This window comes from Comamonas sp. E6 (genome assembly GCF_001010305.1).
Lineage (GTDB): Bacteria > Pseudomonadota > Gammaproteobacteria > Burkholderiales > Burkholderiaceae_C > Comamonas > Comamonas thiooxydans.
The window spans coordinates 57,859-77,411 of sequence record NZ_BBXH01000021.1; the positions used below are offsets into that span (position 1 = coordinate 57,859).

The 19,553-nt window shown below is 62.4% G+C and carries 17 protein-coding genes; 11 read left to right on the forward strand and 6 right to left on the reverse strand.

Annotated features, from left to right (window positions below):
• Positions 1-14 precede the first annotated feature (14 nt).
• Positions 15-881: a lytic transglycosylase domain-containing protein gene (locus CSE6_RS18605; protein WP_059441240.1), complete on the reverse strand. Its 867-nt coding sequence runs from the start codon at positions 879-881 to the stop codon at positions 15-17.
• Between the two features lie 53 nt (positions 882-934).
• Positions 935-2,905: a DNA topoisomerase IV subunit B gene (locus tag CSE6_RS18610; RefSeq protein WP_003064589.1), complete on the reverse strand. Its 1,971-nt coding sequence runs from the start codon at positions 2,903-2,905 to the stop codon at positions 935-937.
• A gap of 418 nt (positions 2,906-3,323) precedes the next feature.
• Between CSE6_RS18610 and CSE6_RS18615 the strand changes: the two genes are divergently transcribed.
• The 7 genes from CSE6_RS18615 (at position 3,324) to bamC (ending at position 10,749) form a co-directional block, all read left to right on the forward strand.
• Positions 3,324-4,520: an MFS transporter gene (locus CSE6_RS18615; protein WP_034392076.1), complete on the forward strand. Its 1,197-nt coding sequence runs from the start codon at positions 3,324-3,326 to the stop codon at positions 4,518-4,520.
• Positions 4,521-4,536: 16 nt separating this feature from the next.
• A complete protein-coding gene (locus tag CSE6_RS26740) occupies positions 4,537-4,668 on the forward strand; it encodes a hypothetical protein (protein WP_003057673.1) in 132 nt (43 codons plus the stop codon).
• 42 nt (positions 4,669-4,710) lie between these two features.
• On the forward strand, positions 4,711-5,523 hold the full coding sequence (locus tag CSE6_RS18620) for an SDR family oxidoreductase (protein WP_059441210.1): 813 nt from the start codon (positions 4,711-4,713) through the stop codon (positions 5,521-5,523).
• A gap of 33 nt (positions 5,524-5,556) precedes the next feature.
• Complete coding sequence (locus CSE6_RS18625; RefSeq protein ID WP_045838286.1) at positions 5,557-6,192, forward strand: bifunctional 2-polyprenyl-6-hydroxyphenol methylase/3-demethylubiquinol 3-O-methyltransferase UbiG; 636 nt, start codon at positions 5,557-5,559, stop codon at positions 6,190-6,192.
• A 35-nt stretch (positions 6,193-6,227) separates the two neighbouring features.
• Positions 6,228-8,378, forward strand: a complete 2,151-nt coding sequence (locus CSE6_RS18630) for a hypothetical protein (RefSeq protein WP_059441211.1) — start codon at positions 6,228-6,230, stop codon at positions 8,376-8,378.
• 298 nt (positions 8,379-8,676) lie between these two features.
• Positions 8,677-9,573 (forward strand): 4-hydroxy-tetrahydrodipicolinate synthase, encoded by an 897-nt coding sequence (dapA, locus tag CSE6_RS18635; RefSeq protein ID WP_003064577.1) that lies wholly within the window; start codon positions 8,677-8,679, stop codon positions 9,571-9,573.
• Positions 9,574-9,636: 63 nt separating this feature from the next.
• Positions 9,637-10,749, forward strand: a complete 1,113-nt coding sequence (gene bamC / locus CSE6_RS18640) for an outer membrane protein assembly factor BamC (protein WP_034359980.1) — start codon at positions 9,637-9,639, stop codon at positions 10,747-10,749.
• A gap of 271 nt (positions 10,750-11,020) precedes the next feature.
• Here bamC and CSE6_RS18645 read toward each other — a convergent pair whose 3' ends face one another.
• The 3 genes from CSE6_RS18645 to CSE6_RS18655 all read right to left on the reverse strand — a co-directional run bounded on the left by CSE6_RS18645 (position 11,021) and on the right by CSE6_RS18655 (position 13,811).
• Positions 11,021-11,287 (reverse strand): hypothetical protein, encoded by a 267-nt coding sequence (locus CSE6_RS18645; RefSeq protein ID WP_034359978.1) that lies wholly within the window; start codon positions 11,285-11,287, stop codon positions 11,021-11,023.
• Positions 11,288-11,664: 377 nt separating this feature from the next.
• Positions 11,665-12,789, reverse strand: a complete 1,125-nt coding sequence (locus CSE6_RS18650) for a JmjC domain-containing protein (protein ID WP_034378842.1) — start codon at positions 12,787-12,789, stop codon at positions 11,665-11,667.
• 71 nt (positions 12,790-12,860) lie between these two features.
• On the reverse strand, positions 12,861-13,811 hold the full coding sequence (locus CSE6_RS18655; protein WP_034378841.1) for a helix-turn-helix domain-containing protein: 951 nt from the start codon (positions 13,809-13,811) through the stop codon (positions 12,861-12,863).
• 354 nt (positions 13,812-14,165) lie between these two features.
• Between CSE6_RS18655 and CSE6_RS18660 the strand changes: the two genes are divergently transcribed.
• From CSE6_RS18660 to CSE6_RS18675, 4 genes are all read left to right on the forward strand, one after another.
• Entirely contained in the window at positions 14,166-15,617 is a 1,452-nt protein-coding gene (locus CSE6_RS18660; RefSeq protein ID WP_059441212.1) for an aldehyde dehydrogenase, read from the forward strand.
• Between the two features lie 176 nt (positions 15,618-15,793).
• On the forward strand, positions 15,794-16,114 hold the full coding sequence (locus CSE6_RS18665) for a cytochrome c (RefSeq protein WP_012837377.1): 321 nt from the start codon (positions 15,794-15,796) through the stop codon (positions 16,112-16,114).
• A 13-nt stretch (positions 16,115-16,127) separates the two neighbouring features.
• Complete coding sequence (locus CSE6_RS18670; protein ID WP_054073616.1) at positions 16,128-16,643, forward strand: hypothetical protein; 516 nt, start codon at positions 16,128-16,130, stop codon at positions 16,641-16,643.
• 19 nt (positions 16,644-16,662) lie between these two features.
• Positions 16,663-18,213: an FAD-binding oxidoreductase gene (locus tag CSE6_RS18675; RefSeq protein ID WP_059441213.1), complete on the forward strand. Its 1,551-nt coding sequence runs from the start codon at positions 16,663-16,665 to the stop codon at positions 18,211-18,213.
• Positions 18,214-18,514: 301 nt separating this feature from the next.
• On the opposite strand, the gene CSE6_RS18680 is transcribed toward CSE6_RS18675, so the two are convergent.
• Positions 18,515-19,495, reverse strand: a complete 981-nt coding sequence (locus CSE6_RS18680) for an AraC family transcriptional regulator (RefSeq protein WP_083994767.1) — start codon at positions 19,493-19,495, stop codon at positions 18,515-18,517.
• Between the last annotated feature and the right edge of the window lie 58 nt (positions 19,496-19,553).

Genomic DNA, 19,553 nt, shown 5'->3' on the forward strand with positions numbered 1-19,553 from the left:
GCCGATCCGGCGACTCAAGGTATTTGCGCGTCCGCGGCCGCAGAGGCCGCGCCCGGCAGAGTCATGCGTATGCGGGAGCCGCCGCGGCCAGCCGAGCCTGCCGCACCCAGCCGGCCGCTCAGGGGCCGGGCTGCCTGCAGCTGCTCGTAGATGCCGGTGACGGCCTTGACGTAATTCATTGTTTCTTTGTAGGGCGGAATCGCCTTGCCGAATTTCTGCACCGCACCTTCGCCCGCGTTATAGGCGGCCAGCACCAGATCGAGCCGGCCCGGGAACAAGTCCATCAGATAGCTCAGATAGCGCGCGCCGGCAGGAACGTTCACGGCCGGGTCGGCCAGTTGCTGCTGCATGCTGCGCTTTTTGCTGGCCGCCACGCCAAAGCGCTCTGCCGTGGCCGGCATCAGCTGCATCAGGCCGACAGCGCCCTTGGGCGAGATGGCCTGGGCATCAAAGCCGGACTCTACGGCGATCACGGCCTTGATCAGGTCGTAGTCCACGCCGGTTCTCTCGGCCGCTTTCTGCAGATGCGGCCTCACGCTCTTGTAGCGCGGCGAGACCTCGAAAAAGCTCTGCATGCGCGTGCGGGCGTTGAGCCCCTCGGCCGCCGAATCCTGCTTGAGCTGCAGACCCGGCTGGCTGCTGTCGTAGAGCTCGCCCTTGAAGAACAGCTTGTAGCGTTCGTCCAGCGCCTCGGCCGCAAAGTGCGTGACGCCGAATTCGTCGACATAGGCCCAGAGATCGGCATGCGCCGCCGGCGCCAGGGCCAGCCAGCCCGAGCCCGCCAGCAGGGCAGCTGCCACCGCACGTCGCAAGCGCACAGACGCGAACCCGCCGCGCGCGGGCGGCTGGCTGGGTGAGGCATCGAACATGGGCTTGTGCATGGCTGGCTCCATCGACCGCTGGTGAGCACTAGTGCAGACGTTGGCAACGCCGCCTAGATATCGACCTCCACGGCATCGCCATGCAGCTCCATCAGCTCGCGGCGGGCGGCGGCTTCGCCCTTGCCCATGAGCTTGGTGACCACGGCCTCCGACTGTGCAAAGTCCAGATTCATGAACTGCACCGGCAGCAGACGACGCGTATCGGGGTTCAGCGTGGTTTCCCACAACTGTTCGGCATTCATCTCGCCCAGGCCCTTGAAGCGGCTGACCTGGCATTTCTCGCGCGGCACGCCGTCCTTGGCGCATTTCTCGATGATGGCATCGAGCTCGCCCGCATCGAGCGCATAGACCTTGATGGCCGGCTTCTTGCCGCGCGCCGGCACGTCCACCCGGAACAGCGGCGGCAGCGCCACATGGATGTGGCCGGCTTCGATGAGCTTGGGGAAATGCTTGAAGAACAGCGTCAGCAGCAGCACCTGGATGTGCGAGCCGTCCACGTCCGCATCCGAGAGAATGCAGATCTTGCCGTAGCGCAGGCCGGACAGATCGGGCTCGTCGTTGGGGCCATGCGGGTCCACGCCGATCGCCACCGAGATATCGTGGATTTCGTTGTTGGCGAACAGCCGGTCGCGGTCCACCTCCCAGGTGTTGAGCACCTTGCCGCGCAGCGGCAGGATGGCCTGGGTTTCCTTGTCGCGGCCCATCTTGGCGCTGCCGCCCGCAGAGTCGCCCTCGACCAGAAACACCTCGTTGACGGCTATGTCCTTGCTCTCGCAATCGGTCAGCTTGCCGGGCAACACGGCCACGCCGCTGCCCTTGCGCTTTTCCACCTTCTGGCCGGCCTTCTGGCGGGTCTGGGCAGCCTTGATGGCGATCTCGGCCAGCTTCTTGCCCCAGTCCACATGCTCGTTGAGCCACAGCTCCAGCGCCGGGCGCACAAAGCCCGAGACCAGACGCACGGCATCGCGCGAGTTCAGGCGCTCCTTGATCTGGCCCTGGAACTGCGGGTCCAGCACCTTGGCATTGAGCACATAGCTGGCGCGCGCAAACACGTCGTCGGGCATGAGCTTGACGCCCTTGGGCAGCAGCGAGTGCATGTCGATGAAGGCCTTGACGGCCTGGAACAGGCCGTCGCGCAGGCCGCTGTCATGCGTGCCACCCGCCGTGGTCGGAATCAGGTTGACATAGCTTTCGCGCAGCGGCGCGCCGTCTTCGGTGAAGGCCACGCACCAGGCCGCGCCCTCGCCTTCGGCAAAGCTGTCGTTGTTCTTGTCGGCAAAGCCCTCGCCTTCGAAAAGGGGGATGACGGGCTCGCCATGCAGGCTCTGCGCCAGATAGTCGCGCAGACCGCCCTTGAACTGCCAGCTCTGGGTGTCACGCGACTTTTCGTTGATCAGCGAAACGGCCACGCCGGGCATGAGCACGGCCTTGCTGCGCAGCAGATGCACCAGCTCGCCCATGGGCAGGGCCGAGGATTCGAAGTATTTGGCATCGGGCCAGGCACGCACCGTCGTGCCCTGCTTGCGCTCGCCGGCCTGCAGAGGGCGCACCTTGAGCGGCTCGATCACATCGCCGCCCGAGAACACCAGCGTGGCCACCTGGCCGTCGCGGTGCACCTGCACCTCCAGGCGCGTGGCCAGCGCATTCGTCACCGAGACGCCCACGCCGTGCAGACCGCCCGAGAAGCTGTAGGCGCCGCCATTGCCCTTGTCGAACTTGCCGCCCGCGTGCAAGCGCGTGAAGACCAGCTCCACCACGGGCGCCTTCTCCTCGGGGTGCAGGCCGAAGGGAATGCCGCGGCCGTCGTCCTCCACGCTGTAGGAGCCGTCGGCATGCATGGTGAACTTGATTTTCTTGCCGTAGCCGGCAAGCGCCTCGTCGGCCGCGTTGTCGATCACCTCCTGCAGGATGTGCAGGGGGTTGTCGGTGCGCGTATACATGCCGGGACGCTGTTTGACAGGCTCCAGACCCTTGAGAACGCGGATCGAGCCTTCGGAATATTCGTTGGACGGTTTGACTGCCATGGGGGCGGATTGTAGTGGCCTCTCCGGATGAGAGCTGGATAAATTCACAGTTGTTTACTCCCAATACTCTTGCACAAAGCCCGAACATCTGTCTTGGCAACGTGTTTTTACCGGGTCTTCATCGCTGCGGATACTCTTAAAACAATAGCATCTACCGCATGCCATTCATACGTTATGGATAGTTTTAAATCCATATCCATTACATGGATTGCGCAAGGCGCTCACTTTTTCTTTCTTCCGCCCTGCTCCGGCTCCCGCGCCGCAGCTTGCCGGTCACGCATTCTGGCAGGCCAGCCTGCCACGCATGTGACGGCCTGCGCAGGCGCAAAACAGCTTGTTTCGTTAAAGTGACAAGTTGACCGCACCCCAAGCCTTTTTTCGCACACACGGCATGACTACAAAGACAACTCAAGCCCCCATGTCCATGGCGCAGATTCTTCTGTGCGGTGGCGCCATCGTCACGCTCTCCATGGGCATTCGCCACGGCTTCGGCCTGTGGCTGCAACCCATCACCCAGGAGATGGGCTGGACGCGCGAGAACTTTTCCCTGGCCATTGCCGTGCAGAACCTGTCCTGGGGCATCCTGGGCATCTTCGTCGGCATGCTGGCCGATCGCATCGGCGCCTTCAAGGTGCTGATCGGCGGCTCCATCCTCTATGCCCTGGGCCTGGCCGGCATGGCGCTGTCTCCCGATGCCACCGTGTTTTTGCTGACCGCCGGCGTGCTGATCGGCGCGGCCCAGGCCGGCACCACCTATGCCGTGATCTACGGCGTGCTGGGCCGGCAGATTCCCGTGGCGCGGCGCAGTTGGGCCATGGGCGTGGCCGCGGCAGCAGGATCGTTCGGCCAGTTCTTCATGGTGCCCGTGGAAGGCAAGCTGATCGCGCAGTTCGGCTGGTCCAATGCCTTGCTGATACTGGCGCTGTTCGCGCTGCTGATCGCCGCCCTGGCCTTCGGCCTGCGCGAGCCGGGCTTTGGCGGCAGCACGCCCATCAAGCGCGAGCAGACCGTGGGCCAGGCGCTCAGGGAAGCCTGGACCTACCCCAGCTTTCTGCTGCTGATGGCGGGCTACTTTGTCTGCGGCTTCCAGGTCATGTTCATCGGCGTGCACATGCCCAGCTATCTGAAGGACTTCGGCATGGCGCCCCATGTGGCCAGCTATTCGCTGGCCCTGGTCGGCCTGTTCAATATCTTCGGCACCTATCTGGCCGGCAATCTGGGCCAGAAGCTGCCCAAGCGTTACCTGCTGTCGGGCATCTACGGTCTGCGCTCGGTGGCCACCGTGGCCTTTTTGCTGGCACCGCTGTCGCCCTGGTCGGTCTATGCCTTCTGCGCCGCCATGGGCTTTCTGTGGCTGTCCACCGTTCCGCTGACCAATGCCACCATCGCCCAGATCTTCGGCGTGCAGCATCTGTCAATGCTGGGCGGCTTTGTCTTTTTCAGCCACCAGATCGGCAGCTTCCTGGGCGTATGGCTGGGCGGCTATCTCTACGATATCAACGGCAACTACGATATGGTCTGGTACATCTCGATTGCCCTGGGCATTTTTGCCGCCATCGTCAACCTGCCCGTGCGCGAGGCAGCCATTGTGCGCCGCGCGCCCAGCGCCGCCTGATACCGGAGACACCACCATGCAGCTCAAACTCTGGCAACGCATCTCCATCTGGTGTGCCGTGCTCGTGCTGCTGCTGGCGGTGTTTGCCCTGTATCTGCAACCGGAATTCATGCTCACACTGGCAGACCAGGTCTGGGCCTGCTTCTGAGCTCTTGGGCAAGCTGCCCGGGCGGCATGGCCGGGAGAGAGCATGACCCGCATCATCATCACCGGAGCCTCGGACGGCATAGGCGCCGAAATGGCCCGACAGCTGGCACAAACCCATCAGAGCAGGCTGCAGCTGACGCTGGCCGCGCGCAATGCCGGCAATCTGCAAGCCGTGGCAGAGCAATGCCGGGCCCTGGGGGCGCAGGTGCTGACAGTTCCCACCGATGTGAGCGAAGAGGCCCAGTGCCGTGCGCTGATCGACGCAGCCGTGCAGCAGTTTGGCGGGCTGGACGCCCTGATCAACAATGCCGGGATCTCGGCCCATGCGCTCTTTGAACAGGTCAGCGCACAAGACCTGGGCTGGTATGAGAGATTGATGCGCATCAACCTCTGGGGCAGCGTCTGGTGCACCCATGCAGCGCTGCCGCACCTCAAGACCAGCCAGGGCTCCATCGTCGCCGTGTCTTCGCTGGCAGGACTGATAGGCGTGCCGGGCCGCACGGCCTACAGCGCCAGCAAATTCGCCATGGCCGGCTTCTTCGAAGCCCTGCGCATCGAGCTCAAACCCGCCGGCGTGAGCGTGACCACGGCCTACCCCGGCGTGGTGGATACGCGCATCCGCTACCACGGCTATAACGCCAGAGGCGAGGCCGCAGGCGTCAGCGGCCTCAAGGAAGACGGCGCGATGACGGTGGCCGAATGCGCGCACCTCATACTCGACGGCATGAGGCGCCGCCAGCGCGAGGTGGTAATGACGGGCAAGGGCAAGCTGGGTCGCTTCATCAAGCTGATCGCCCCGGGCATGGTGGAAGACATGGCCCTGGCCGCGCTCAAGGACGATGTGAAGCCACACTGAGCTGGCGGCCTACATCTGACGCTGCGGCAGGCCATGCAGGAACAGGGCTGCGGGCACTGCTATAGTTTTCGCAAGATGACCAGCAACACCCAGCCTCCCACCCCCGCCGCCATTCCTGCGATTGCCGCCAGCCACTGCGCGCCGGCGCCCTCCGCCTGGATTGCCCGCTTTGCCCATCTGGTACGCCCGCAGGGCTCTGTGCTGGATCTGGCCTGCGGCATGGGCCGCCACACCCGTTTCCTCTCGGCCTTGAATCACGTGTTGACCAGCGTGGACAAGGCGCCGGAAGCGACCCGGTCCGTGGCGGATATCGCCGAGACGATTACCGCCGACATCGAGAACAGTGCCTGGCCGCTGACGGGGCGCAGCTTTGATGGCGTGGTCGTCACCAACTATCTGTGGCGACCGCTGTGGCCGCTGATTCTGGCCAGCGTCAAGCCCGGAGGCGTGCTGCTCTACGAAACCTTCGCCCAGGGCAACGAGGCCTATGGCAAGCCCTCGCGCCCGGACTTTCTGCTGGCGCCAGCCGAGTTGCTGCAGGTCTGCGCAGGCTGGAACATCGTCGCCTACGAGCACGGCCTCCTGCACCAGCCCGAGCGCGTGGTTCAGCGCATTGCCGCCATCAGGCCCGGTGGCCCGGCCGCGCCTGCCGCATTGCTTCAAGCCTGACGCCCTTCTTCTGCATCCACATCTGCCCGACTGCCATGCCCGCCTACGCCCTGCTGCTTGCCCACGACGAACACCCCAGTCCCTCGACAGAGTGGCCCGCAGAACCCGGCGGCAGCTGCGACGGCTGGGCCGAATGGTTCAGCAGCACACCGCTGCTGTTCAGCGTGCTGCTGGGCGATGCGCGGCATCTGCCCGAACTGGTTCCCTGCAGCGCCTACCAGGACAAGCAAAGCCTCTCGGCCCTGGCCGCCCCCATGGAGCAGGTCCGGGCCCGCTGGCAATGGCTGAGGAGCGTGATTGAGCCATTGCCCGCAAAAAGCCCAGCGCATTGGCCCGACTCCGTCAAGAAGCAATGGCAGCACATCGATCACACCATCAGCACCAGCACGCGCCAGTGGCTGCTGCTGGACTGCGCCACGCTATGTCCGCATGACTTTGACGAAGCGCAGTTCACGACCTTTTTGCAGGCCCAGCGCGAGCTATGCCGGCAATGGAGCTGCAGCGGCGGCGAGCTGCCCGAATCCCTGCAGGCCTTGAAGCGGGCACCGCAATCCCATCTGGGATGGTGGAGCGATTCGGTCATTGCACGCACCGAGGTCATCGAGCAGGAAAGCGAAGAAGACTGGCCCGCCTGGCTGGCCGATCACTACGAGCCGCGCCACCATGGCGCCTGGGACGAAGCGACCGAAAGCTATTACGTCATGCCCAAGCTGCACCCGCGCACGGGCCTGAAGCCACAGAACGAAGCCGAGCGCGACCACTGGCCCGTGGGCATGGTCACGCCCTATGGCCGCTGGCTTCAGCGCCCCTTGGAAGGCGCGAGCATGACTTTTGTCTCAGGCAAGCATCTGAGCGTGCACTATCCCGAGACCATGCCGGGCGAAGGCGCGAGGTCCGGCATCAAGGATTTGAACGGCATCTGGCTGGTATCGCCCTCCGAGGGCTATCGCGACGCCTATGCCGTCACTCCCCAGGTGATGGCCTGCAGATCACCGAGGCAGGAAAACATGCAGGACCTGCGCAATCTGCCCGGCCTCGCGTTGCTGCACGAAGGGCTCAGCAGCATCGACTACAACGAGGAACAGGACGAATTCATCCGTGCCGAACAAGGCCCTTCTGGCGACTCGCGCCAGCTGCTGCTCAAGCCCGACGGCCACCCTGTGTTTGATGCGGGCCGCTATGAGCACATCAACGACTTCAGCGCCAAGACAGAGCTGGCCGTCGCCTGCGTCCGGGAACCCTTTGTCAACGAGCAGGGCGAACAGGAGCACCGCATCCTCGAAGGCGTGATTGACATCCGCGGCCAGGAAATCATCCCCTGTCAGTTCAAGACCATAGAGCGCGGCTTCAGCAGCTCGCCCCCCAAGGTATTTCCCGGCCGCAAGCTGCTGGCCATCACCGAAAAAGGCGAGCCCCGCATCTTCAACACCAAAGGCAAGCTGCTGGCCGCCCCTGATATCTGGTGCCCGCCGCTGAACTGCAGTCCCAAGAAAAATGAACTGCTCACCTTTGTGGGCGAAGGGCCGGAGGCCGAACTGGTCATGTTCTCCATCCAGGATTTCAGCATCACCCGCACCGGAGAAACCTGGGAGGACTACCGCAATGCGCTGCGCGGCATGTTCAAGGGCCTGGGTGGCGACACCCCCGAAACCACGGCCATGACCCGCGCGGAACTGATAAAGGCAGAGGATGAGGCCTGGATGCAGGATATATCGCGCATCCTCTGCCTGAATGACAAAAGCCGGGCCGCAGAACTGCTTCAGCAATGGCGCGACTGCGTGGCGGCACCTGATCCTGACGACATGGGCTGGGACGAAGATGACGAGATCGACCCCGATGTCATGCATCTGCCCGCTGGTGAAAACGCGCTAACCCTGTACTGGGTGCATCTGCTTGCCGTTGCCGGTCAGTTCGCCCGCTTTGACTGGAAGGACGCCGACGGCATTGCCGCCACGCACTGGTTGCCAGGCACCGATGACTGGCAATGGGACACGCCCGCTGACGGTGTTGAATCGGGCCTGGAGAACATGGCCGAACATCTGGCCGGCCGCCAGCTGGCCCTGATCAAGCTGGCCACCGATGACGACAGCCTGCGCGTGACCGTGGTGCGCTCGGCAGATGCCGAGGACTTCATGGAACGGCTGGCGCAGGCCCATATCAGCGCCTGGAACTACAGCGCGAGCTGAAGCGATGCCGGCGTGGCAGGAACCACGGTCGCCGGGCCTGCCTGCAGGCTTTGAGGAAAACGGCCGGACCGCATGGTGCAAGACTTGCAAAGCCGCCAGATTGCAGCCATGCCGTCCAAAACAAAGCCACGATCAACGAACAATATGACGCACAGAAATTAAATATTTCGTCATTTCGTCATTTATCAACAACACTTCGACAAAAACAGAGTTTTGCTAGACACTGTTGATCGCAAACCACTGCCTGCACCCTGTCCCTGTTTGTAGAATTCATTTTTACCGTTTTCTGATTGCGGATATGACATCACCCTCCGTTGCTCTCACTGGCAGCATTGTTGCCCTCATTACGCCCATGCTCGAAGACGGTAGCGTCGACTACCCGTCGCTGCGCAAACTCATCGACTGGCATGTGGCCGAAGGTACCAACTGCATCGGTGTAGTCGGCACCACCGGTGAATCGCCCACCGTGAATGTCGAAGAGCATTGCGAAATCATTCGTGTCGCCGTGGAACAGGCCGCCGGCCGCGTCTCCATCATGGCCGGCTGCGGTGCCAACAGCACGCACGAAGCCATCGAGCTGGCCAAGTACGCCAAGAAGGTGGGCGCCGACAGCCAGCTGCAGGTCGTTCCCTACTACAACAAGCCCACACAGGAAGGCCAGTACCAGCACTTTAAGGCCATCGCCGAAGCCACTGGCGACCTGCCCGTGGTCCTGTACAACGTGCCCGGCCGCTCGGTTGCGGACATGCAGCATGACACCGTGCTGCGCCTGGCCCAGATCCCCGGCATCATCGGCATCAAGGAAGCCACCGGCAACATCGAGCGTGCTCAATGGCTGATCCGTGACGTGCCTGCCGGCTTCGGCGTCTACTCCGGCGACGACCCCACCGCCGTGGCACTGATGCTGTGCGGCGGCCACGGCAACATCAGCGTGACGGCCAACGTCGCTCCCCGCCTGATGAGCGAGCTGTGCAAGGCCGCCATGGCCGGCGATACCAAGCGCGCCATGGAAATCCAGTTCAAGCTCATGCCCCTTCACAAGAGCCTGTTTGTCGAAGCCAATCCCATTCCCGTGAAATGGGCAGCAGCCCGCATGGGTTTGTGCGGCCCCGCCATGCGCCTGCCCATGACGCCGCTAAGCGAGCAATGCGAAGCAGTTGTTGAGGATGCTCTGCGTAAAGTTGGCGTACTCTGATCGAGTTGCGCTAAGCTAGCGGTTTTTCGCACATAGCTTGAACGCTACCCAAGGACAATCCGCGTGAAACAACAAACAGCACGTTTGAGCCTGCTCAGCATCGCGCTGGGCCTGTCTGCCTGCACGACCACGTTCCAAGAGACCAAGATCGACTACAAGAGCGCGGGCAAGAATCAAGCTCCCTCTCTTGAAGTCCCTCCGGATCTGACGCAGCTGTCGCAAGACTCGCGCTATACCGTCCCTGGTGGCGTGGTATCCGCTGCTGCCATGCAGGCCAATGCCAAGGCCGCCAAGCCTGCCGACAACAACACCGCAGCCAACAAGATTGGCGACGTCCGCATCGAGCGCGACGGTGCCGAGCACTGGCTCGTGGTTGATCGTGCAGCCGACAAGCTCTGGGAGCCCACTCGCGACTTCTGGCTGGAAAACGGCTTCATCTATGCGATGGAAGACCGCCAGCTGGGCATTCTCGAGACCGACTGGGCCGAAAACCGCGCCAAGCTGCCTCAGGACATCATCCGAAAAAGCCTGGGCAAGGTGTTCGATTCGCTCTACTCCACCAGCGAGCGCGACAAGTTCCGCACCCGCCTGGAGCGCGAGCCCGATGGCAAGACCCGCATCTATGTCACCCACCGTGGCATGCAGGAGGTCTACACCAGCGAGCGCAAGGACAACACCATCTGGCAACCGCGTCCTCGCGATCCCGAACTGGAAACCGAATTCCTGCGCCGCATCATGGTCAAGCTGGGTGTGAGCGAAGAGCAGGCCTCTGCCGTTGCCAAGGCGGACAAGTCTGCAGCCACCACCTCGACCAGCGCACGCATGGACACCATCAACGGTGTGCCCACGCTGCAGCTGGAAGAAGGCTTTGAGCGCGCATGGCGCCGCGTTGGCGTGGCACTGGACCGCACCGGCTTCACCGTGGAAGACCGCGACCGCAGCCGCGGCCTCTACTACGTGCGCTACGTGGACCCGAACGCCAAGCCTGAGTCCAAGGGCTTCTTCAGCAAGATCTTCAGCCAGGGCAAGGAAGCTGCCGCGCCTCAGAAGTATCAGATCCAGGTCAAGGGTGACGGCAACAAGTCCCAGGTCAGCGTGCTCAATGAGCAAGGCCAGCCGGACAACTCCGCCAACGGCCAGCGCATCGTGCGCATCATCACCGATGATCTGAAGTAAAGAGCGCTGCCCCCATGCAAAAGCCACCGGACTGCGCTCTGGTGGCTTTTTTCATGTCCGAACGAATCGAACTTCGGCTTGGGGGCTGCAATGCTCATGGCGCGCTTGCACGCGAGAATCCGCCCAAGTGCAGATATCGGTACAGACCTCATATGCCGACAAGCATCCGCGGCTCGAAAATCCGCTGTGAAATCCAGACGTAAAAAAACCGCACCTGAGTGCGGTTTTTTCATGCTTGAGGCCTGGGCCTCAAGCTGGCTGATGCAGCGAATTACTTGGCAGCAGGAGCTTCAGCGGCGGGAGCAGCAGGAGCGTCAGCGGCAGGAGCAGCAGGAGCGTCAGCGGCAGGGGCAGCAGGAGCGTCAGCAGCAGGAGCAGCAGCGTCAGCGGCGGGAGCAGCAGGAGCTTCAGCAGCAGGAGCGGGAGCAGCAGGAGCTTCCACAGCAGGAGCGGGAGCAGCAGGAGCTTCTTCCTTCTTGCCGCAAGCAGCCAGAGCAGCAGCAGCGATCACGGTAGCCAGAATCAGAGAGTTCTTCATGACAGTTTCCTAAATGGTAGGTTCAGCAGACGGTATGCAGATTGCCATTACGGTCAGCCTTTTGCAGCTATTGATCGCTCTGGCAGATCAGGTCAAACGATAAATTCGACTCAGCCCGCATTATAGGTAGTTTTGCCCATTGCTGACTAACACTGACAGCAACCAAACAATTCTGCACAAATCGGCGCGTTCTCATTTATCGGGCAAGCCCACGCTTGCCTTGAGCCACACTGTGGAGCATAAATTTATTCCTGTCAAATCCCTGACAAAGCTTTGATAAAGATTTACATAACCTACACAAAGCCTGCGAAATCAGCAGGAGCCACAGAGGACAAACCCGTAAGTTAGCACGATCGCTGTTACAAGTCCACCCTGTTTCAGTCGCCGGAGCGAACCCAGCCAGCATCAAACCACGACGACAGCAACTCCAGCGCGTCATCGCTGGCAGTTGCCAGATCCTTGCGCGACAGGGCTCGGCTGTCTGCCAGCTTGCGCATCAACGTGGCATCGCGGCCGCCAGCCAGATAGCTTTCGCCATTGATGAAGATGTGCTTGGCGTCATACATCATGCGCGTGCGACGATCCAGCACAACGCTCTCGAACATGCCGTTTTCATCGCCATGCTCGAACCAGACATTGGGCTTGGGGTCGGTCAGGTACTCGCCCAGCGCGCGCTCCAGCGCCAGCGGCTCGGCCATGGCCTTCTTCAGTGCCTCGCGGGCAAAGTCATACATGCCTTCAGGAATCAGCGCCGGGTTGCTCACGGCCTCCTGCTTGGGGTCGCGATAAATGACCGGAGTTTCGGGCTCGTCGGGCTCGTCCGACATGCGCAGCAGCAACTCGCGGCCCAGCTCGCTGCGATCGGGCGAGCGAAAGCCTATCGAATACGTCATGCATTCGCCTTCCGCCACACCGTCATGCGCCCATTTGGGCGGCAGATACAGCATGTCGCCGGGCTCCAGAACGAACTCTTCCTCGGGCTCGAAATTGGAGAGGATTTTCAGTGGCTTGCCCTGCTGCAGAGACAGGTCTTTTTGACGACCGATGCGCCAGCGGCGCTTGCCCTGGGCCTGCAGCAGAAACACGTCATAGCTGTCGAAATGCGGGCCTACGCCCCCCTGATCGGTGGCAAAGCTGATCATCAGATCATCGAGGCGCGCCTCGGGCACAAAGCGGAATTGCTGCAGCAACTCATGCGCCTTGGCGTCATGCATGTCCACGCCCTGCACCAGCACGGTCCAGCCCGGCTTGGTCAATGCAGGCAGGCTGCGACGGGACAGCGGGCCGTGGCTGAGCTTCCAGTTGTCGCCTTCGAGCTGCTGGATCAGGCGCGACTCCACACCATCCTCGCCCGCCATGGCCAGCAGTCGGGCGCGCGGAATCGGGGCCTTGAAGCCAGGGATGGCCTGACGCACCAGCAAGGGCTTTTTGTGCCAGTGGCGGCGCATGAATTGAGAGGCGGTGAGCCCACCCAGCAGGGTGAGCGGCGTATTGATGTCCATGAATACAGTCCTGCTTTCTAAGCAACGGACTGCATTGTCCTATAGGCCTCGAAAACGCTGGTCAGCACAGATCAATGACCGAGCGCTCTGAACTCGGACGGCGACATGCCGGCATAGGCCTTGAAGGCACGGCTGAAGTGCGCGCTGTTGCCAAAACCACAGCCCATGGCAATCTCTGTAATGGTGCGGTGCGCGAGCGCCGGGGAATGCAGCTCCCGCATGCAAAGCTCCAGCCGGCTTTGCTGGATGAAGCCGCCCAGCGACTGGTCTCGCCCCGCAAAGGCATTGTGCAGATGCCGACGGCTGCAATTGAGGGCTTCGGCCACCTGATCGACCGACAGCCCGGGGTCGCGCACATGGCAGGCCACATGCTCGCAGATGCGGTCGTACAGAGCCTGCTTTTGCGTCACCGCCGTGGCCTGCCCGCCAAGTGCCTGCAGGGACAGATGCACCATGTCCACCAGCAACTCCCCGGCGCGGCGCGCCAGCGGTGCCGTCATATTGTCCAGTTCCTGGTAAGTGCTGCGCATGGTCTGCAGAGCAATGCGCGCAATGCCGGCGCTGCCCCCCACCGATCGACCCATGAGGTTTTCCAGACGCAGGCCTCGCTCGGCAATGCTCTGTTTGGGCACCATCATGATCAGGTGCTCCGTGTGCCGGGGGTTGGCCACCACATAGGGCTGCGAGGTGTCATAGATGGCCCAGCTGCCATTGCTCACGCAGGCCTTGCTGCCGTATTGCTCCACCTCGGCATGGCCACTCCAGGGCGCCACGATCTTGAGGTAGGCCGCTTCGCTGTCGCGCAGACGGTGGCTGTCGCGTATGACGCGATGGCGCCCGGCATCCAGCTTGGTGAGCATCACATCGCCTGCGTATGCCACGCTCAGATGCCCGTCAAAACAGGTGTCGCCATACAGATCCGTATCCAGACCCGAGAACAGCTGCGCCATCCAGCCCTGCCAGGCTGGTGCAGTTTCCTTCTCGGGAAGACCATCGGTACTCAGTACCACGGGCGCGGTCATGGGCCTTGACTCCTCGTTGTATCTATCTCTGCCTGTACCGACAAAGTACAACAATTATCGGTAAGTGAGCACTTTCGCGCTCAGGCCATGAAGAATCTCCCACAGTGCATTCAAACTAGTGCAAACCCTAGGTCGCGTGCACGATTCGTCAAACGGTTTGTGCACATTGCGCACAGCATCTTGCCAGGGCTTTTCCTACGATCACTCACACGCCAGTGTCAGGCGAAACACCACAAAAGGTGGAGACAAGCCCGGTGACACAAGCCTTGTGCAACGACACCAGCCCCCACTTTTCAACTTGCATCAACAAGCAGTGACTGCGGTCACGCGCCTTTGGTAGTGAAGGAAGCGAAGATGATTGAACAAAGCATGCTCATCGGCGGTCAGACCGCACAGGCCAGCAATGGCGCCACTTTCGAGCGCAAAAACCCTCTGGACGGCTCGGTCGCCACGCGTGCCCCGGCCGCCACAACAGCCGATGCAGTGCGTGCCGTGGAAGCCGCTCAGGCGGCCTTCCCTGCCTGGGCGGCCCTGGGCCCCACAGAACGCAGGCTGATGCTGATGAAGGCCTCCCAGGCCCTGGAGGCCAAGGCCGAGGCCTTTGCCGCAGCCATGGCGGCCGAAACCGGCGCCTCCGGCATCTGGGCCGGCTTCAATGTGCATCTGGCCGCCAATATGTTTCTCGAAGCCGCATCGCTGACCACCCGGATCAACGGCCAGCTGATTCCTTCGGACATTCCCGGCAGCATGGCCATGGCCGTGCGCCAGCCCGCCGGCGTGGTGCTGGGCATCGCCCCCTGGAATGCCCCCATCATCTTGGCCGTACGCGCCATTGCCACGCCCCTGGCCTGCGGCAACACCGTGATCCTCAAGGGCTCGGAGCTGTGCCCTGCCACGCACGGCCTGATCATCGAAGCGCTGCAGGAAGGCGGCTTGCCGCCCGGCGTGGTGAACTTTGTGACCAATGCACCCGAAGACGCCGGCGCCGTGGTCGAGGCCATGGTGGCCCACCCCGCCGTGCGCCGCGTGAACTTCACGGGCTCCACGCGCGTGGGCCGCATCATCGGCCAGACCTGCGCCAAATACCTCAAGCCCGTCATCCTGGAGCTGGGCGGCAAGGCCCCATTCCTGGTCCTGGACGATGCCGACATCGACTCCGCGGTGGCCGGCTGCACCTTTGGCGCCTTCGCCAACTCGGGCCAGATCTGCATGTCCACCGAGCGCATCATCGTGGACGAGGCCGTGGCCGAGGAATTCATCGCCAAGCTGGTGGCCCGCGCCACAACCCTGCCTCTGGGCGACCCCCGCAAAGGCCCCGTGGTGCTGGGCTCAGTCGTGGATATGAACACCGTGAACCGCGTCAACGAGCTCATCGACGACGCCGTAACCAAGGGTGCCAGGATTCTTTGCGGCGGCAAGGCCAACGACACCTTGATGGCAGCCACGCTGATAGACGGCGTGACCCCCGAGATGCGAATCTTCCGTGAAGAGACCTTTGCCCCGGTAAAAGCCATCGTGCGCGTGCGTGGCGAAGAGCAGGCCATTGCCATGGCCAACGACAACGAGTTCGGCCTGTCTTCCGCCGTCTACACCAAGGACACAGCGCGCGGCTGGCGCGTGGCCGGCCGCATCGAAGCGGGCATCTGCCATGTCAACGGCCCCACCGTACACGACGAGGCACAGATGCCTTTCGGCGGCGTGAAGAACTCGGGCTACGGTCACTTTGGCGGCCAGGCCGGTATCGATGCCTTCACCGACACCCGCTGGATCACCATGCAGACCACCGCACGTCACTACCCCTTCTAAAGCGTCCAGGACAGCAGTCGTAGCCGGCAGGCATGACTCCTGTCCTCGCTTGAAACCTCCATCGCCAGCACTGGGCCATGAGGCAAAGACCTCAGGTGCAGCGCCCGCATGGGCAAGGCGCGAGCCCCAACCCGCGCCTTGTGTCTGCCGACCAACAGAACCACCGGAGACCCACGTTGAAACATGCCTCCCAACTGGCCCTGGCAGCCCTGCTGTCTGGCCTCAGCCTCGCCGCCTCGGCTGCGGACTCTCACAACATTGGCCCCGGCCAGCGCTTCTACGAAAAGACCTGCGCCAAATGCCATGAAGCCGGCATAGGCCCCGTCATCAAGGGGCGAGGCTTTCCGCCCGCGACCTACGTGATCATTGCGCGCAACGGCATGAACGCCATGCCATCCTTTCGCGTGACCGATATCGACGACGCCACGCTGGAAGACTTGGCAAACTACCTGTCCAAGACAGAGGCCCCCAAGGCAGCCGAGCCAGCCAGGAAATAAGGAGGACGATGCAATGCAAACCGATCGTCGCTCCCTTCTCAAAGGTCTGACCGCTGCTGGTCTGGCTGTCTCCGGCATAGGCTGGGCACAGGCCGCCACCTCCGCTGCAGGCCGTACCGCCAGCGCAGCCACACGCTCTGCCGAGGTGCTGGCCGTGACCTCCTCCATGCACGCCAGCGCGCTGGACAAGGCCTTTGCGGCCGGTGTTCAGAGCACCTCCCGCAACGTGGTGCACACCGGCCTTCAAGGTCTGGACAGCGCCGCATTCAACCAATTGGGCGAGCTGCTGACCGACAGCCAGGAAACCCTGTTGGTGGGTCTGCTTGATGACGCCTCGGCCACGCTGGTGCTGGACCTGGTTCGCTCCAGCGGTGGCCGCGTGCTGGCCGTGGAACACCATCGTGTGGACGGCGCCGCCGCCGACTGGGCCCAGGCGCTGGGTCGGTCGCTGGCGTCCGGTCAAGTCATGAACACCACCACGGCAGCAGCAGGCAAGGAAGCCCGCGTGTCCTTTAGCTGCGTAATCTAAGAAACAAGGAAAGCAGAGCATGACAAGCAAATACATGGCCCTGCCCAAGGGCATGAGCGAGAGCAGCTTCGATGCGGCCATCGCGCAATTCAAGAAGGCCCTGGGCGAAGACAATGTGATGATCAAGGACGAGCTGGTTCGTCCCTACACCAAGGTGATGATGGCTGTGCCCACCGAAGAGCACACACCTTCCGCCGTGGTGACTGCCACCACCGTGGAGCAGGTGCAAGAGGTCGTCAAGATCTGCAACGCGCACAAGGTGCCCGTGTGGACCATCTCCACCGGCCGCAACTTCGGCTACGGCTCGGCCGCGCCGGGCCAGCGCGGCCAGGTGGTGCTGGATCTGCGCAAGATGAACAAGATCATCCACGTGGACCCCGAACTGTGCACGGCCCTGGTCGAGCCTGGCGTGACCTACCAGATGCTCTACGACTACCTCGAAGAGAACAAGATTCCCTTGATGCTGTCGTTCTCGGCACCTTCGGCCATTGCCGGTCCTCTGGGCAACACCATGGACCGCGGCGTGGGCTACACCCCCTATGGCGAACACTTCATGATGCAGTGCGGCATGGAAGTGGTGATGGCCAACGGCGATGTGCTGCGCACCGGCATGGGAGGCGTCAAGGGCGACAAGGCCTGGCAGGTGTTCAAGTGGGGCTACGGCCCGACGCTGGACGGCATGTTCACCCAGTCCAACTACGGCATATGCACCAAGATGGGTTTCTGGCTGATGCCCAAGCCCCCGGTCTTCAAGCCGCTGGAAATCCAGTTCGACGAAGACAGCGATATCTCCGAGATCGTGGAATTCATCCGCCCCCTGCGCATCGCCCAGGTCATTCCCAATTCGGTGGTGATTGCCGGCGTGCTGTGGGAAGCATCCACTTGCAACACCCGCCGCTCGGACTACACCACCGAGCCAGGCCATACGCCCGACGCCATCCTCAAGCAGATCCAGAAAGACAAGCATCTGGGCGCCTGGAATGTCTACGCTGCGCTGTACGGCACCAGGGAGCAGGTCGACGTCAACTTCAAGATCGTGCAGGACGCGCTCCAGAAGCTGGGCAAGGGCCGCTTGATCACCGAGGAGATGGCTGGCGACACCCAGCCCTTCAAGTACCGTGCCCAGCTCATGTCGGGCGTGCCCAACCTGCAGGAGTTCGGCCTCTACAACTGGCGCGGGGGTGGCGGCTCGATGTGGTTTGCCCCTGTGTCGCAGGCGCGCGGCAGCGAGTGCGACAAGCAGAAGTCGCTGGCCAAGAAGATCCTCAACAAGCATGGCCTGGACTATGTGGGCGAGTTCATCGTCGGCTGGCGCGATATGCACCATGTCATCGATGTGCTCTACGACCGCAGCAACGAAGAGGAAACCAAGCGCGCCAACGCCTGCTTTGCCGAGTTGCTGGACGAGTTCGAGAAGGAAGGCTATGCCGTGTACCGCGTGAACACGGCCTTCCAGGAGCGCGTGGCGCAGAGCTACGGTCCGGTCAAGCGCGATATCGAGCGCAAGATCAAGCGTGCTCTGGACCCCAATGGGATTCTGGCTCCGGGCAAGTGCGGAATAAACATTTGATCTCCTCCTGAGGCGCTTTGCGCCTTCCCCCTCTCTCGCTTTGCTTCGCAATGCGGGAGGGGGACGACAGCTTTGCTGCGCGGCGGCGCTTGCTTGCTGTCCTTTGATGGGGCATGCCTGTTCAATTGCTGCGCCCTAGCCTCAAATTTTTAAAGCCACCTGATTTGAAAACGCCAGGTGGCTTTCTTTTTCTTGCTTGCTTCTTGTTTGCTTCTTGTTTGCTTCTTGTTTGCTTCTTGTTTGCTATTGTATCAATAGCTGTTTGCGATTTTCTGAATTGGGTTTAAGGCCAATTTAATGCCTAGTTCAGCAGACTCGAAGACTGCACGCCTGCCCTGAACTGCGCCGGCGTCTGCCCCGTGTGCTGCTTGAACAGGCGGCTCAGATGCGCGCCGCTGGCAAAGCCGCTGGCCAGCGCCAGCTCGGTCAGGGTGCAGTGGCGATTGGCAGGACTGAGCAGTTCGCGCTGGAACAGGGCCACGCGCTCAGCCCAGATATGCTGGCTGATGGACAAGCTCTCATCGGCAAAGGCGTTGTAGAGATGACGCTTGCTGCAGTTGAGCGCTGCGGCCACGGCATCGACGCTCAGGGCAGGATCGCGCAGATGCTGGCGCACATAGGCCTTGATGCGGCCCTGCAACAGCTCGCTGGCGCTCAGCGATGCCGCGCGGCCGCAGGCATCGAGCAGGGACAGCTGGATCAGCTGAAGCAGCGAATCCGTCACATGCTGGGCCAGTCCCTGGCCCATGGCCCGACATTCGGCAAAAGTGCCGCGCATCATGTCCAGCGCAATGCGGGATACGCCTTCGCTGCCGCCCACATAGCGCCCCATGAGGGCGTCGATGGCGCGGCCATGGTCTTCGAAGCGGCTTTTGGGCAAGGTGATGATCAGATGCTCGCACCACTCGGGGTTGAGCACCTCGTACTCCTGCGTGGTGTCATAGATCAGCCACTGGCCGCTGCGCGCCACGGCTTCGCGCCCGTTCTGGCAGACGCGGGCCTCGCCATGCCAGGGGGCCACGATCTTGAGAAAGTCGGTGCTGTGGCGTGCCATGCTGGCCGAAGTGCGCCGCACGCGATGGCGGCTGGCCTCGATCCGGGTCATGCCCACCGGCCCCAGCTCCAGGGTTCCCAGCCGCGCCGAGAAATGCTGATCGCCATAGACATCGCTCTCCAGTCCATAGAGCTTGGACATCCAGTGCTGCCAGGCGCCCACGGCTTGGGCACCTTGCATCTCGGTCATCTTCTCGGTCACTTGGTAGGCAGGAATGTCTGGCCGCATCTGGGCTCCTGAAGAAGTAACAGGATGCTTCATTATCCATAGCAATCCAGACCAAGGG